The organism is Nocardia sp. NPDC057668 (assembly GCF_042799795.1).
Taxonomy (GTDB): Bacteria; Actinomycetota; Actinomycetes; order Mycobacteriales; family Mycobacteriaceae; genus Nocardia.
Genome location: NZ_JBHVIC010000003.1, coordinates 406474 through 420732, shown reverse-complemented (window position 1 = coordinate 420732; position 14259 = coordinate 406474). Strand labels below are relative to the sequence as shown.

General features: G+C 68.0%; 10 protein-coding genes. 7 read left to right on the top strand and 3 right to left on the bottom strand.

From position 1 onward, the window contains the following. The first annotated feature begins 162 nt into the window (after positions 1–162). The gene (locus tag ACFVBH_RS20490) at positions 163–468 is read left to right on the top strand and encodes a hypothetical protein (RefSeq protein ID WP_379003436.1); all 306 of its coding nucleotides are present in this window, start codon (positions 163–165) and stop codon (positions 466–468) included. Between the two features lie 383 nt (positions 469–851). Here the strand turns inward: ACFVBH_RS20490 and ACFVBH_RS20485 are convergent, their stop codons facing one another. Beyond that, positions 852–1745 carry a PAC2 family protein gene (locus ACFVBH_RS20485; RefSeq protein WP_354987672.1) on the bottom strand — a complete coding sequence of 298 codons (894 nt, stop codon included), beginning with the start codon at positions 1743–1745 and terminating at the stop codon, positions 852–854. A 210-nt stretch (positions 1746–1955) separates the two neighbouring features. Here ACFVBH_RS20485 and metH point away from each other — a divergent pair, with 210 nt between their 5' ends. After that, a complete protein-coding gene (gene metH, locus ACFVBH_RS20480; RefSeq protein ID WP_379003434.1) occupies positions 1956–5534 on the top strand; it encodes a methionine synthase in 3579 nt (1192 codons plus the stop codon). 81 nt (positions 5535–5615) lie between these two features. Next, positions 5616–7346, top strand: coding sequence for a serine/threonine-protein kinase (locus ACFVBH_RS20475; RefSeq protein WP_379003432.1), 1731 nt, complete (start codon positions 5616–5618; stop codon positions 7344–7346). 52 nt (positions 7347–7398) lie between these two features. Here ACFVBH_RS20475 and ACFVBH_RS20470 read toward each other — a convergent pair whose 3' ends face one another. After that, positions 7399–9204: a hypothetical protein gene (locus ACFVBH_RS20470; protein WP_379003429.1), complete on the bottom strand. Its 1806-nt coding sequence runs from the start codon at positions 9202–9204 to the stop codon at positions 7399–7401. 251 nt (positions 9205–9455) lie between these two features. On the opposite strand from ACFVBH_RS20470, the gene ACFVBH_RS20465 reads away from it, so the two are divergent. Both ACFVBH_RS20465 and ACFVBH_RS20460 read left to right on the top strand, forming a co-directional pair. Continuing rightward, positions 9456–10130, top strand: coding sequence for an HAD family phosphatase (locus ACFVBH_RS20465; protein WP_354987668.1), 675 nt, complete (start codon positions 9456–9458; stop codon positions 10128–10130). A gap of 225 nt (positions 10131–10355) precedes the next feature. After that, positions 10356–12023 (top strand): cutinase family protein, encoded by a 1668-nt coding sequence (locus ACFVBH_RS20460; protein WP_354987667.1) that lies wholly within the window; start codon positions 10356–10358, stop codon positions 12021–12023. Positions 12024–12141: 118 nt separating this feature from the next. On the opposite strand, the gene ACFVBH_RS20455 is transcribed toward ACFVBH_RS20460, so the two are convergent. Continuing rightward, positions 12142–12939: an SDR family NAD(P)-dependent oxidoreductase gene (locus tag ACFVBH_RS20455; protein ID WP_379003426.1), complete on the bottom strand. Its 798-nt coding sequence runs from the start codon at positions 12937–12939 to the stop codon at positions 12142–12144. Between the two features lie 169 nt (positions 12940–13108). Between ACFVBH_RS20455 and ACFVBH_RS20450 the strand changes: the two genes are divergently transcribed. Both ACFVBH_RS20450 and ACFVBH_RS20445 read left to right on the top strand, forming a co-directional pair. Next, a complete protein-coding gene (locus tag ACFVBH_RS20450; RefSeq protein ID WP_379003424.1) occupies positions 13109–13675 on the top strand; it encodes a TetR/AcrR family transcriptional regulator in 567 nt (188 codons plus the stop codon). A gap of 50 nt (positions 13676–13725) precedes the next feature. Next, positions 13726–14244 (top strand): DUF2199 domain-containing protein, encoded by a 519-nt coding sequence (locus ACFVBH_RS20445; protein WP_379003422.1) that lies wholly within the window; start codon positions 13726–13728, stop codon positions 14242–14244. The last annotated feature ends 15 nt before the right edge of the window (positions 14245–14259 follow it).

Below are 14259 nucleotides of genomic sequence, written 5' to 3'. Positions count from 1 at the left end.
ACCAGCGGACACGTCTGTAGTATCTCACCAGTTAACGTTCGATGGACCCGGATAGGGCACGCAGATGTCAGTGGGTTGACATCTGCAATTGCATCCGCGAGAACGTCATGCTGGTTGCGGGCACACTTCACGACAGCGATCCCCTATCCAATGGAGGTTCGGGTGGAAGCGTTGATCTATGGGTACGTGCGTGACGATCTGGCCGATGGCCGCAGCGAAGAGCTGGAGAACGCCATGAGCAGCCTGGCTCAGTCGGCCGGATTCTGCTTCGCCGCCACGTTCCATGAATCGACCCCCGGCGACGGCACCGCTTTCGCGGAGCTCACCGCCGAACTCAAGAGAGCCGATGCGCACCACGTGGTGGTGCCCTCGCTCGATCACCTTGCCGGCCAGACCATTCCGCGAGACATCCTCATCGCGAAACTGGCCCACGAGGCGGCCGCTCAGATCTGGGCCGTCGAACACTGACGCCGCCGCTCCGGCTGTTCCGTCCTGCACCGGCATGAGCCTGGCTCGATATCCCGTGCCCATGTCATGAACCGCGCGGCCGTCACCCGGCCGCCGACCACCTTTGCAGGGCGAGCAGTAGGCGTGCGTTGCCCCACGAATTCCCTTGCCCGCGCGGGGGATTGCCGACCGGCGCAACACGCCGGGTATTCGGCGTGGGCGGAGACGACCGCCGGTGTCAGTCGGTGCCATTCGGCCACAGGCCGATTCGCGCACGAGCGCGCGAATAGACGCCGGTCGGCGGTGCACAGCGAATGGTGGTGCGCCGTGAATCGTGATGTGCCGCGAATCGCGGCCGTGTGCGCTCCCGGCCGCGCACGCTCGTCGAACGCGCCGGGGCAGGGTCAGAGTCCGAAGCCCCCGCGGCCGCGCCGGCGCAGGTACTTCTCGAATTCGGCGGCGATCGCATCGCCGTCGATCTTGGCCATGGCCTCGTTGAGATCGACCTCGGCGTCGCCGCGCTCCTCGAGCGAGCGCACGTACTCCGCGATTTCCTCGTCGCCGGTGGTCATTTCGTTGACCGTGGACTCCCACTCCTCGGCCTGCTCCGGCAAACCGCCCAGCGGCACTTCGACATCGAGCACGTCCTCGACCCGGTGCAGCAGCGCGATCACGGCCTTGGGATTGGGCGGCTGCGAAACATAGTGCGGGACCGCGGCCCAGAAGGAGATGGCCGGCACGCCCGCGCGCACGCAGGCGTCCTGCAGCACGCCGGTGATACCGGTCGGGCCCTCGTACCGGGTCTGCTCGAGATTGAACCGTTCGGCCGCTTCCTTGGAATAGGCGGTGCCGGTGACGGGTACGGGCCGGGTGTGCGGGGTGTCCGCGAGCAGGGCGCCCAGAATGACCACGGTGGTCACGTCGAGTTGCTCGATGAACTCCAGCAGGTCGTTGCAGAAGCTGCGCCACCGCATGTTCGGTTCCACGCCGCGCAGCAGCACGACGTCGCGATCGCTGCCGGGCGGCGAGCACACCGAGAGCATCGTCGAGGGCCAGTGGATTTCGCGGGTGACGCCGTCGACCTGACGGACGGTGGGCCGGTTCACCTGATAGTCGTAGTAGTCCTCGGAGTCCAGCTCGGCGAGGGGCTGCGCGTCCCAGATCAGTTCCAGGTGCTCGACCGCGCCACTGGCGGCGTCCGCGGCGTCGTTCCAGCCTTCGAAGGCGGCGACGAGTATCGGATTGCGCAGGGTGGGCAGGTCCGATTCGGGTGGCACCGGGGGTTCACTGGCGTTCACCCGGTCAGCTTAGGGGGTTAGGTGGCCAGACGTGCCAACGACGCGCAACCGCGCTGGTCGCGGGGTCCCGGTCAGGATATGCGGGAGGCCGATACCGAGAGCCCCCGGTGAGAGCGAAGTGGGCGACCCGCCGCACGGCGCGCGGAGCTTGCGGAGCGGCGCGCTACACCGAGGGTCGGATTGTCCGGAGCTCCCACTACTCTTGAGAGCATGTCTGTGTCCCCACGCGCCGAGTTCGACACCACCCTACTCGACACGCTAAGTCGGCGTGTCGTGATCGGCGACGGCGCGATGGGCACCATGTTGCAGGCCGCGGATCTGACTCTGGACGACTTCCGCGGCCTCGAGGGTTGCAATGAGATCCTGAACGAAACCCGCCCCGACGTGCTGAAAAGCATCCACCGGGCGTATTTCGAAGCCGGCGCCGACGCCGTGGAGACCAATACCTTCGGTTGCAACCTGCCCAACCTCGCCGATTACGACATTTCGGACCGTATCCGTGACCTTTCCGAGCGCGGCACCCGCCTGGCCCGTGAGGTAGCCGACGAGATGGGCCCGTCCGCGGACGGCACCCCCCGCTACGTCCTGGGTTCGATGGGCCCGGGCACCAAACTCCCCACCCTGGGCCACGCGCCCTACGCCGTGCTGCGCGACGCCTACACCGAGGCGGCGCTGGGCATGCTCGAAGGCGGCGCGGACGCGATCCTCATCGAGACCTGCCAGGACCTGCTGCAGGTCAAGTCCGCCATCGTCGGCAGCCGGCACGCCATGGCGCGGACCGGGCGCAGGATCCCGATCATCACCCACGTGACCGTGGAGACCACCGGCACCATGCTGGTCGGCTCGGAGATCGGCGCCGCGCTCACCGCGCTGGAGAACCTCGGCATCGACATGATCGGCCTGAACTGCGCCACCGGCCCGGACGAGATGAGCGAGCACCTGCGCCATCTGTCCAAGCACGCCGGGATGCCGGTCTCGGTCATGCCCAACGCCGGGCTGCCGGTGCTGGGCGCCAACGGCGCCGAATACCCGCTCACCCCCGAGGAACTCGCGATCGCGCTGAGCGGTTTCGTCTCCGAATTCGGCCTGGGCCTGGTCGGCGGCTGCTGCGGCACGACCCCCGAGCACATTCGCCAGGTCGCCGAGGCCGTGCGCACCACCACCCCGGCCGTGCGCGCGCCGCTGCACGAGCCCAGCGTGTCCTCCATCTACAGCCAGGTCCCGTTCCAGCAGGACGCCACCATCATGATGATCGGTGAGCGCACCAATGCCAACGGCTCCAAGGCTTTCCGCGACGCCATGCTCGCCCAGGACTGGCAGAAGTGCCTGGACATCGCCAAGGACCAGATCCGCGACGGCGCGCACATGCTGGACCTGTGCGTGGACTACGTGGGCCGTGACGGCGCGGTCGACATGAACGAACTCGCCGCCCGCCTGGCCACCGCCTCCACGCTGCCGATCATGCTCGACTCCACCGAATTGCCGGTGCTGCGTGCGGGATTGGAGCAGCTGGGCGGGCGCTGCGCGGTCAACTCGGTGAACTACGAGGACGGCGCCGGCCCGGAATCGCGGTTCCAGCAGACCATGGCGCTGGTGGCCGAACACGGTGCGGCCGTGGTGGCGCTGACCATCGACGAGGAGGGCCAGGCGCGCACCGCCGAGACCAAGGTCGCCATCGCCGAGCGGCTCATCGCCGACATCACCGAGAACTGGGGCCTGCGCGAGTCCGACATCATCGTCGACACCCTGACCTTCACCCTGGGCACCGGCCAGGAGGAGTCGCGCAAGGACGGCATCGAGACCATCGAGGCCATTCGCCTGCTCAAGCAGCGTCATCCCGAGGTGCAGACCACGCTGGGTCTGTCCAACATCTCCTTCGGTCTCAACCCGGCCGCGCGCCAGGTACTCAATTCGGTCTTCATGAACGAATGCGTCGAAGCCGGACTGGATTCGGCCATCGTGCACGCCTCCAAGATCTTGCCCATGGCGCGGATCCCCGAGGACCAGCGCACCGTCGCCCTGGATCTGGTGTACGACCGCCGGACCGAGGACTACGACCCGCTGCAGGAACTCATGACCATGTTCGAGGGCGTCTCGGCGGCCTCGTCCAAGGCCTCGCGCGCCGAGGAACTCGCGGCGCTGCCGCTGTTCGAACGCCTCGAGCGCCGGATCGTGGACGGCGACCGCAACGGTCTCGAAGCCGACCTCGACGAGGCCATGACGGAGGTTCCGCCGCTGCAGATCATCAACGAGACGCTGCTCGCGGGCATGAAGACCGTCGGTGAGCTGTTCGGCTCGGGACAGATGCAGCTGCCCTTCGTGCTGCAGTCGGCCGAGGTCATGAAAACCGCCGTGGCGCACCTGGAACCGCACATGGAGGCCACCGACGACTCGGGCAAGGGCCGCATCGTGCTGGCGACGGTCAAGGGCGACGTGCACGACATCGGCAAGAACCTGGTGGACATCATTCTGTCCAACAACGGTTACGAGGTTGTGAATCTCGGTATCAAGCAGCCGATTTCGGCGATCCTGGATGCGGCGGTGGACAAGAAGGCCGATGTGGTCGGCATGTCCGGGCTGCTGGTGAAGTCCACGGTCATCATGAAGGAGAACCTCGAGGAGATGAACGCCCGCGGGGTCGCGGAGCAGTTCCCGGTGCTGCTCGGTGGTGCGGCACTGACTCGTTCGTACGTGGAGAACGATCTCACCGACGTCTACGAGGGCGATGTGCACTACGCCCGCGACGCGTTCGAGGGCCTGAACCTGATGGACCAGATCATGACCCGCAAGCGCGGTGGCGGCCTGGATCCGGACAGCCCCGAGGCCATCGCCGAACGGGAGAAGAACGCCGAACGCAAAGCGCGGCACGAGCGTTCCAAGCGCATCGCCGAGGAGCGCAAGGCCAAGGAGGTGCCGGTCGAGGTGCCCGCGCGCTCGGACGTGGCCGCCGATCTGCCGGTGCCGACCCCGCCGTTCTGGGGCACCCGCGTCATCAAGGGCCTGTCCGTCGGCGAGTACTCCGGTCTGCTGGACGAGCGGGCGCTGTTCCTGGGGCAGTGGGGACTACGCGGTCAGCGTGGCGGCGAGGGCGCCTCCTACGAGGAGTTGGTGGAGACCGAAGGCCGTCCGCGCCTGCGGTATTGGCTCGATCGGCTCATCGCCGAGGGCGTGCTCCAGCACGCCGCGGTGGTGTACGGCTACTTCCCGGCGGTCTCCGAGGGTGACGATGTGATTGTTCTCACCGAGCCGAAACCCGATGCGCCGGAACGGTATCGCTTCACTTTCCCGCGCCAGCAGCGTGACCGATTCCTCAATATCGCCGACTTCATCCGCTCCCGCGAACTGGCCGCCGAACGCGGTCAGGTCGACGTGCTGCCGTTCCAGCTGGTCACCATGGGTCAGCCCATCGCCGACTTCGCCAATCAGCTGTTCGCGGACAACAACTATCGCGACTACCTCGAGGTGCACGGCATCGGCGTGCAGCTGACCGAGGCCCTGGCCGAGTTTTGGCATCGCCGAATCCGGGAAGAACTTGTGCTGGAAGGGCATTCCGTCGCCGACGACGATCCTTCCGATGTGCAGGAATACTTCAAGCTCGGCTACCGTGGCGCTCGCTACTCGTTCGGCTACGGCGCGTGCCCCGACCTGGAGGACCGCGCGAAACTCGTTGACCTGCTGGAGGCGGGCCGGATCGGAGTGGTGCTGTCGGAGGAGTTGCAACTGCATCCGGAGCAGTCGACGGATGCGTTCGTACTGCTGCACCCGGAGGCAAAGTACTTCAACGCCTAAGATTTTCACGAGGTTTCCGGGCTTTCGCGCAGAGTTGCAGGGTGGCTCGGCGTGCGAGACCAGCAGGAGGGGTACAACCACATGACTTCAGACCGGCTGATTGCGGGGCGGTACCGACTAACGGATCCGATCGGCACCGGTGCGATGGGGGTCGTGTGGCGCGCGACCGATGTCCGGCTGCGTCGGACGGTGGCGGTGAAGCAGTTGCTGCTCGGGCCCGGGCTCACCCGGTCCCAGGCCCTCGAGGCCAAGATGCGCGCGATGCGGGAGGGGCGCATCGCCGCGCGACTGCATCACCCCAACGCCGTGACCGTGTTCGACGTCGCGGAGGAGGACGGCCAGCCGTGGCTGGTCATGGAGTACGTGAACGCGGCCTCGCTGGCCGCGCTCATGCGGGAGAAGGGTCCGCTCGAGCCCACCGAGGTCGCCCGGATCGGGGCCAAGGTGGCCGCGGCCCTGGCCGCCGCGCACAAGGCGGGCATCGTGCACCGCGACGTGAAGCCCGCGAACATCCTGGTCGCCGACGACGGCACGGTGAAGATCACCGACTTCGGCATCTCGCGCGCCATCGGCGATGTGACCGTCACCTCCACCGGTTTCCTGGCGGGCACGCCGGCCTACCTCGCACCCGAGGTGGCGCGCGGGGAGAACCCGGAATCGCCCTCGGACGTGTTCGCGCTGGGTTCGACGTTGTACGCCGCCGTGGAGGGCATGCCGCCCTTCGGTGAGGGCGACAATCCGCTCGCGGTCCTGCATTCGGTGGCCCGGGCCATGGTGCCGCCGCCGCGCCGGGCCGGTGCGCTCGGTTCGGTGCTCATGGACCTGCTCGCCGCCGAGGCGGACGACCGGCCCGACATGGAACAGGCCGCCGAACGGCTCCAGGCCGTGGCCGACGGGCGGGTGCCCGCGCCGCATCAGCCGACCAAGATCCTGCCGGCCGCGGGAGCCGCAGCGGTCGCGGCCGCCGCCGGCCCCGCCGATACGTCGGGATCGGACGCCACCACGGTGCTGTCCACCTCGCACACCGGCGCTTCCGGCAATGCCGGGGACGCCACGGTGCACATCGATATGGACAAGGGCAAGGAACGGGCCGCCGCGCCGGTGCCGTCCGCGACCGGTCCCATGGTGCCCTTCGCCGCGAAGAACGGTGGCGGCGAGGGCAATTCACGCCGGTTCGCCCTGGCCGCCCTCGGTGTCGTCGCGGCGTTGCTACTGGCCACCGTGATCGCCCTGGCGGTGAACCGCGGCGGTGACGAGCCGCCGGTCACCGCCGACGGCACCAGCGTCACCGCGCCCGCGCCGGGCCAGGAGTCCTCGGAGAACCCCGGGGCGGAGCCGGGCGGCGGCAACGTGCAGCAGCCCTCGCGCACCGGCGCGGCCGGTCAGGCCCCGCGCGCGACCACCACGACCACCGTGCCGCCGACCACCACCACGTCGGCGAATCCGAGCACCACGACCACGACCACGACGACGACAACCCCGCCGACGACAACCCCGGCCGGCCCGCCGTCCGCGGCGTCGGTGGCCTCGTTCGTGCAGGGTTACTACGGGATGCTGCCCGGCAACGTGGGCGGTGCGTGGGGCATGCTCACGCCCGGCTACCAGGCCTCGACCGGCGGCTACAACTCGTATTCGCAGTTCTGGTCGAGCATCGCCTCGGTCAGCGTGGGCGGGGTCACGCCTTCGGGCGAGAACCGGGCCGTGGTCAACCTCACCTACAAGATGAAGAACGGTCAGGTCAGCAGCGAAAGCCGGTGGATCCAGGTCGATTCCGCCAACGGCCGGATGATGATCGCCGCCTCCGGCCTCTGACGCGCGGAACGCCCGGCCCGGGCACCCGGGCCCGGGCGTCCTCGTCCGGTGCTCAGCGGGCGCTGGTGCGGAACGGCTCGGCGGGTGCACCCAGATTCGGTGTGCCCAGCAGGGAATCCGAACTCAGGGCGTAGATGCCGTCGTTGGTCAGCAGCCACACGATCTTGCGGTCGTACTCGACGTACACCCCGTGGGTGGGGTTGCTGCGCGCCCAGTCCTGGGTTTCGGGACCGAAGGTCGGCGGCGCGAAATAGCCTGCGATCCGGGGGTTCTCCGGATCCGAGACGTCGAAGAACTGCGCACCGGCGTTGTAGAAGTCGTAGATCAGCAGACCGTCCTTCGGATCGCCGGGCGAGGTGTAGTAGCCGCTGCGTTTGGGGCCGAAGCTGCCGCCGCGCTGGCAGAAGTCGGTCACCGGCGCGTTCTCGGGCGGAGTCGGCCGGGGGAGGCGGTCGACGATGCGCGGATTCGCCGGATCGGTCGCGTCGATCTGGAAGATGTCCTTGTACGGCTCGTAGCAGTCCTCGGACAGCGGATAGCCGCTCAGGTAGACCATGCCGGTCCGTTCGAACTGGGAGACGTCGACGTTGTCGGCTTCGGTGCCCGAGACCGACATGGGGATGTCGAGGTGACCGACCTCGCGCAGATTCGCCGGATCGGAGATGTCCAGGATCGACAGGCCGAAGCCGCCCATGGCCGCGAAGCCGTACCTGCCGCCCGCCTCGATCGGGGTCGGGATGTAGAGCGGATTGCGCGAACCCATCCACGAGGTCCGGTTGCCGCAGCGCGGATTGGCCCGGTACGCGGCTTCCTCGCCGCGCACCATGCCCTCGCGATGCCAGGTGTCCAGCAGTCGGGGCTGCGCCGGGTCGGCCATGTCCCAGACCTGGAATCCGTTGGCGTACAGGTAGGTCGGGTACTCCTGGTTCGACCAGTCGTCGCTCGGTGCGGTCGAGACGAACATGTAGCGGCCGCCGTCCCAGTGCGGGACGTCGAGCGAGCCCGAACCCTGCTGCGGCCCGCTCATATCCGGGGCGAGCGGATTGTCCTGGGCGGCATCGGTGCTCACCGTGGCCAGCAGTTGCCAGTCCTGTTTGCGCGGCCCGTTCAGTTTGTAGACCTTGAAGCCTTTGAGCTGGGTGTCCGCGCGCGCCGCGGCCACCCCGCCGGGCGCGCCGAACTTACTGTGCTCGGGGGTGTCACCGAGCCAGAAGGGGATCTGGCGGCGCATCTCGAAGCTCTGCACCATGATGTAGCCGCCGTACCGCTCACTCCACTGGATGGTGGACGCGCCCCAGAAGTCGTGCGCGGCCCAGTCCTTGCCCGCGAGGGCTTCGTCGTTGCCCTCGACCTCGCCCAGGTCCGAACGAGACAGCGATTCCACGACCCGGACGTTCTTGACGTCGGTGATGTCGTAGACCCGCGCCTCGCTGCGGTCGTACTGGAACATGTACCGGCGGCCGTCGAAATCGACGATGTTCTGCCAGGAGTGGAACGGGTCGGGCGTGAAGCGCTGCCCGCCGTAGTGCGCCTCGACCGTCACGTTGTCGCTGCGATAGGTGTTGGGGTCGTAGCCGCCGGTCGCGGGGAACAGCTCCTCGCCGCCCCCGGGGAACGGATGCTGTTCCTCCTCGTTCACGTAGGTCAGCGCGGGATGCAGGAACGAGCCGTCGTTCTGCATGCCGTAGCTGCCGGGATCGGCCTGCGACGGCCGCCTGTCCTCGCACACCATCGCGATATCGGGATCCACCGCCGCGGCGGCCGCGCGCTCGTCCGCGGTCCGCGTCACCACCACCGTCGCGCCCGTCGCCGCGATCACCGCCGTCGCCGCGGCCGCCCATTTCATTCGCCTGTTCACAGCCATGAAGTCTGCTGACGCGGGTGCTGCGGCAACCCCTCCTCGAAGCCGCACTCGCCCGCCGGAATCCGGCCGCCGGGCCCTTGCCGTCCGGCCGCGCCGGTGCTAAGGCAGCGCCGGCCCTCCGTGCCGGTCGCGTCGAACGGATGGTCGATCCTCGCCGGACCTGTTCGGGCCGGGGCCGATACGCTGGGCACGGCCGTACGGCGTATGCGGTCCCTGATGAGGCATGTGAGAGGAGTCGTGACCCGGTGACCCGGTTGCAAGCCGTGCTGTGGGATATGGACGGAACCCTGCTGGACTCGGAGAAGCTCTGGGATGTGGCGGTGCGCGAACTCGCCGCCGAACTCGGCCACGAGATGAACGACGACATGCGGCGCGCGCTGATCGGCGCCTCGGGCCCCAACGCCCTGCGCATCATGTTCACCGGGCTCGGGCTCGATCCCACGCCCGATGCGTTGCGTGAGGCCGGGCACTGGATCGAGCAGCGGGTGATCGAGATGTTCCGCGATCCGATTCCGTGGCGCCCGGGCGCGCGCGAGACCCTGGCGGCGCTGCTGGCCGCGGATCTGCCGATGGCCCTGGTCACCAACACCAAGCGCTCCCTGACCGAGTACGGCCTGGACACCCTGGGGCGTGAGCACTTCCGCGCCACCGTCTGCGCCGACGAGGTCGGTCAGGGCAAGCCCGCGCCGGATCTCTACCTGCGCGCGGCCGAACTGCTCGGTGTGGACCCGGAACACACTGTGGCCATTGAGGATTCGCCCACCGGTGCGATGTCGGCCGAAGCGGCGGGCTGTACGGTGCTGGTGGTGCCCTGCGAGATCGAGGTGCCCGCGGCTCCCGGCCGCAACTTCCGCGAGTCGCTGGTCGGGGTGACGCACACCGATCTGCACGAGCTGGTGCTCGCCCGCCACGGTCGTTGATCCGCTGGCGCGCAACACACATCGGGGCGTGCGCCGGAGTGACGGGGGTCACTCCGGCCGGCCGGAGTGGTGGAAAAGTGCCTGTTCGGCGGGGGTGAGCAACGAGTCGGTGATAGCCGATCGGTTGCGTAAGTAACGCTTCCGGGGCCGGTGACGACGTCTCCTGTGACACTGGCCCGTTCGTCGGGGGCCCGGCCATCCGCTTTGTGGAATGGGGATATTGGCATGCCTTTGGGCGAATTTTTCGCGAAACACAAGATTGCTTCGGCGGTGGCGGCCCCGGCAATCCTGGGAGTGGTAGCGGTGGTCGGCGCGACCCTGTCGCTGTCCTCGCCCGAATCCGAGACCGCGGCGCCGCAATTGCGCTCCTCGGTCACCGAATGCCATGACATGGTCACCATTTCGGTTGCCGGTCGCGGGGATACACCGGTCGCGGGCACCACCAAATTGCTCGTCGACGCCAATGGCCAGGAATTGCCCGCGGCGCTGTCCGGCGATCACAAGAGCCCCTGGCTCGACCCGATCGTGAACGCTCCGTCCGATTACGTGAACCCCGGGTCGAACGCTGCCATCTATATCGCGTACCCGGCGAACATGGCCACCTACGAGGACGCGGTCAACACCGGTGTGGCAAACACCGAGCGCGTCATGACCGAGATCTCCAAGGCCTGCCCGGACACCAAGTACTCGATCGTCGGCTACAGCGAGGGCGCCGATGTCGTGCGCCGCGTGGCCATGAAGATCGGCAATCAGGAAGCCGACGCGAGCGGCAACTACGGCATCGTGAACCCGGACGACGTGGTCGGCGTGGTCATTCTCGCCGACGCGGGTCGCAAGGAAGGCGATTGCACGTTCCTCGGTGCGAAGGATCCGTGCAGCAACCCGGACAACTTCGACCAGAAGTACCAGAACGGGTCCAACACCGCCGGCGGCGCGGGCGCGCTGCCCGGGACCAGCGGTGATTTCGGCAAGCTGAACGGCCGCATCGCCTCGTTCTGCTCGGACGGCGACCTCACCTGCGCCGCGCCCAAGAACATCTCGCTGCTGACCCTCGCGGTCAACGTGGGCCGTCAGGTCAACGCCGATCAGCTCGAGCGCGAGGGCCTGACCCCCGCGACCGGCATGGACGTCGCGATGGTGCTCGGCGACATCGCCCTCAAGGCGTTCGCGGACATCCAGTCCCAGCCGAACTGGATGGCGAGCAACGAGACCTTCCTGTCGGTGCTGCTGCGCGTGTCGGACCCGAACTACACCCCGGGTGAGAAGCGCGTCGTCGCCGAGGCGGATTCCATTGCCGCCGAAGGTATGTCGCCGCTGGCCTACCTGCCGCAGAAGGTCTTCAACGAGATCATCGGCCTGATCACGACCAACCAGAACACCATCCCGGTCATCATGAGCGACCCGTACAACCTGACGCTCGGCCCGAACCACTCCGGTCATCACTTCGATTACTGGAAGGACGCCAATGCTCAGAACGGTAAGCCGCTGACTTCCGCCGAGTACGCGGCGGCCTGGCTCACCGAGCTCGCCAAGAAGGCCCAGGCCGGGGACCTGGACGTGACCACCACGCCCAAGACCACCACCAAGGCCGTGGAGAAGGCCGGTCTGGCCGCCGATCCCGCGGCGCCGCAGACCACGAAGTCGACCACGACGACGACGGCGAAGCCGAGCACCACCACCTCGGACGCCAAGGTCGACGCGAAGGCTCCGGCCACCACGACGGATCCGTCCACGACGGCTCCCTCGACCACTACGGACCCGACCACGGTCGCGCCCACCACGGTGAAGCCCGCCGAGGCGGCCCCCACGACCGCCGAGGCGGCCAAGCCGACCACGACGGCTCCGACCACGACCACCACGGTCGCGCCGACCACCACGGCACCGGCGAACTGATATCGGAAATCCGCTGCGGCCCCGTCGAATCAGACGGGGCCGCAGTTCTGTTTTTCCTCGCCTCAGCACGCCCTGGGCCAATTGCGCGGGACCCCGAGGGGAGTGGCCCGGCGCGGATTCAGCTGTTCTTGAAGGGGTTGAGCGTCTTACCGACGAGGTAGCCCAATCGGACGGGCATGGGCTTCATGGCGGCTGCGGAGATCTTGTTGAAGGTGCCCGGGACGCAGACGGGGTTTCCCTTCATCACGGCCGCCCAGCCTTCGGTGACGACGGCGTCGGGCTGCTGCCAGAGGATTCGGGGCAGGTCGTTCGCTCGGTCTCGGGTGCCCATCACGTCGTGGAACTCGGTGCGAGTGAAGCCGGGACACAGGGCGGTGACGTGGATGCCGTGGGGTTTGAGTTCCATGTCGAGGGACTGCGAGGTGTTCAGCACGTAGGACTTGATGCCGGTGTACAGCAGGCTGGCCGCGGGGGGAGCGAACGCGGCGGCAGAGGACACATTGATGATGCGGCCCCAGCGGCGGTCCTTCATACCGGGAATGACCAGGTGAATGAGCTGGGTCTGGGCGGTCACCATCAGCTGGATCTCACCGGCCAGGACCTCCCACGGGGTGTCGGCGAAGGCGGTCTTGCCCGACAGTCCCGCGTTGTTGATCAGAATGTCGATGTCCAGGCCGACGTTGCGGGCGTGGTCGAGAACGGCGGTGGGTGCTGCGGGGTCGGTGAGGTCGGCGGCGAAGACCTCGCAGCGCACCCCGTGTCGTTCGGTCAGTTGCGTGGCGAGTTCGCGGAGTCGGTCTTCGCGCCGGGCCACCAGCAACAGCTGGTAGCCGCTCGCGGCCAGGTGGTGGGCGAATGCCGCGCCGATGCCGGCGGATGCGCCGGTGATCAACGCGGTGCGGGGTGGAGTCGTCATGGGTCCTTCGTTCGGGTGCGGGAGGCGAGGCGTCGAGGACGTCAGCCGGGACAGGGTCGTGACGGCCCGGGACGCGGGCGGCGCCGATGTCGCCGCGGTACGGGGTCTCTTGAACGATGCTCAAGAAGCCTAACGTTTTCTTGAGCGCCGCTCAAGATATGGTGGTGCGGTGCCCAGGAATCGAGGTCCGCAGAACCGTGAGGAGAAGCGCGAGGAGATCGTCGCCGCGGCGCATCGGCTGCTCATCGACGACGGCTTCGAGTCGGCATCCACGGCGCGGATCGCCAAAAGCGCCGGGGTTACCGTCAATACGATCTACTGGTACTTCCGGGACAAGGACGAGGTGCTCATCGCGGTCCTGGACCGCATCCTGGCCGAGGCGCTCGCCACCTACGCGGAGATCGACGCGCTGCCGTTGACCGACCGGCTGCTCTGGGTGGTCGACCAGCTGGAACAGCTGCACGGCCTGGTCAATACCGTGCATGCGCGCGCGGCGACCTCCCCCTCGATCGAGGCCTGGCACACGGGTTTCCACCAGCTCGCCGACGCGCTGTTCGCCGACAGTCTCCGCGCCGCCGGTGCGTCTCCGGCCGACCTGCCCGCGATGTCCGCCATCGGAACCTTCGTGATCGAAGGGCTCCTCACCCACAGGCGCGACGACGCGGACAAACGAGCGGTCATCGACCTCCTGGTCCGCAGCCTCACCGCGGCCCCCGGCGACCCCGGACGGCACTGACCGCGGCATCTCTGCGGGCCTGCCGTGATTACCGTCAGTACGCTGGGTCCGTGACGGTCTCGACGTTCTTCTGCTCCTCCTGCGACGGGGTACACGAGGGGCCTCCCCTGAGCTACGCCGCCGTCGCACCGGTCTATTGGACCGACGCTCACACCTCGCAGCAGGGCTGCGTGCTGGGCGAGGAACAGTGTGTGATCGCGGGCGAGCACTTCTTCGTCCGGGCGAGCCTGGCGCTCCCGATCTCCGATACCGGTGGCGAGTTCGACTGGGGCGTCTGGGTATCGCTGAGCCCGGCCAACTTCGCCCGGATGTCGGAGGTGTGGGAACGGCCCGAAAGGGTCGAGGAGCCACCGTATTTCGGTTGGCTGTCCACGGAGCTACCCGTATACGAGCCGACGACGGTGAACCTGAAGACCAGGCTCCACACCCGCCCCCTCGGCGAACGCCCGTCGGTGGAGCTGGAGCCCACCGACCACCCCCTCGCCGTCGACCAGCGGGAGGGGATCACGATGGCTCGGGTCCGCCGGCTGGCCGAACGCCTGCTGCACACCGACCCGCAATTCGGCTGAGCAGCGCGCCGTTTC

Bases quoted from the DNA above. Each gene is read 5' to 3' on its own strand.
- ACFVBH_RS20460 (WP_354987667.1), top strand. From the start codon at position 10,356: ATGCCTTTGGGCGAATTTTTCGCGAAACACAAGATTGCTTCGGCGGTG.
- ACFVBH_RS20475 (WP_379003432.1), top strand. From the start codon at position 5,616: ATGACTTCAGACCGGCTGATTGCGGGGCGGTACCGACTAACGGATCCG.
- ACFVBH_RS20455 (WP_379003426.1), bottom strand. From the start codon at position 12,939: ATGACGACTCCACCCCGCACCGCGTTGATCACCGGCGCATCCGCCGGC.
- metH (WP_379003434.1), top strand. From the start codon at position 1,956: ATGTCTGTGTCCCCACGCGCCGAGTTCGACACCACCCTACTCGACACG.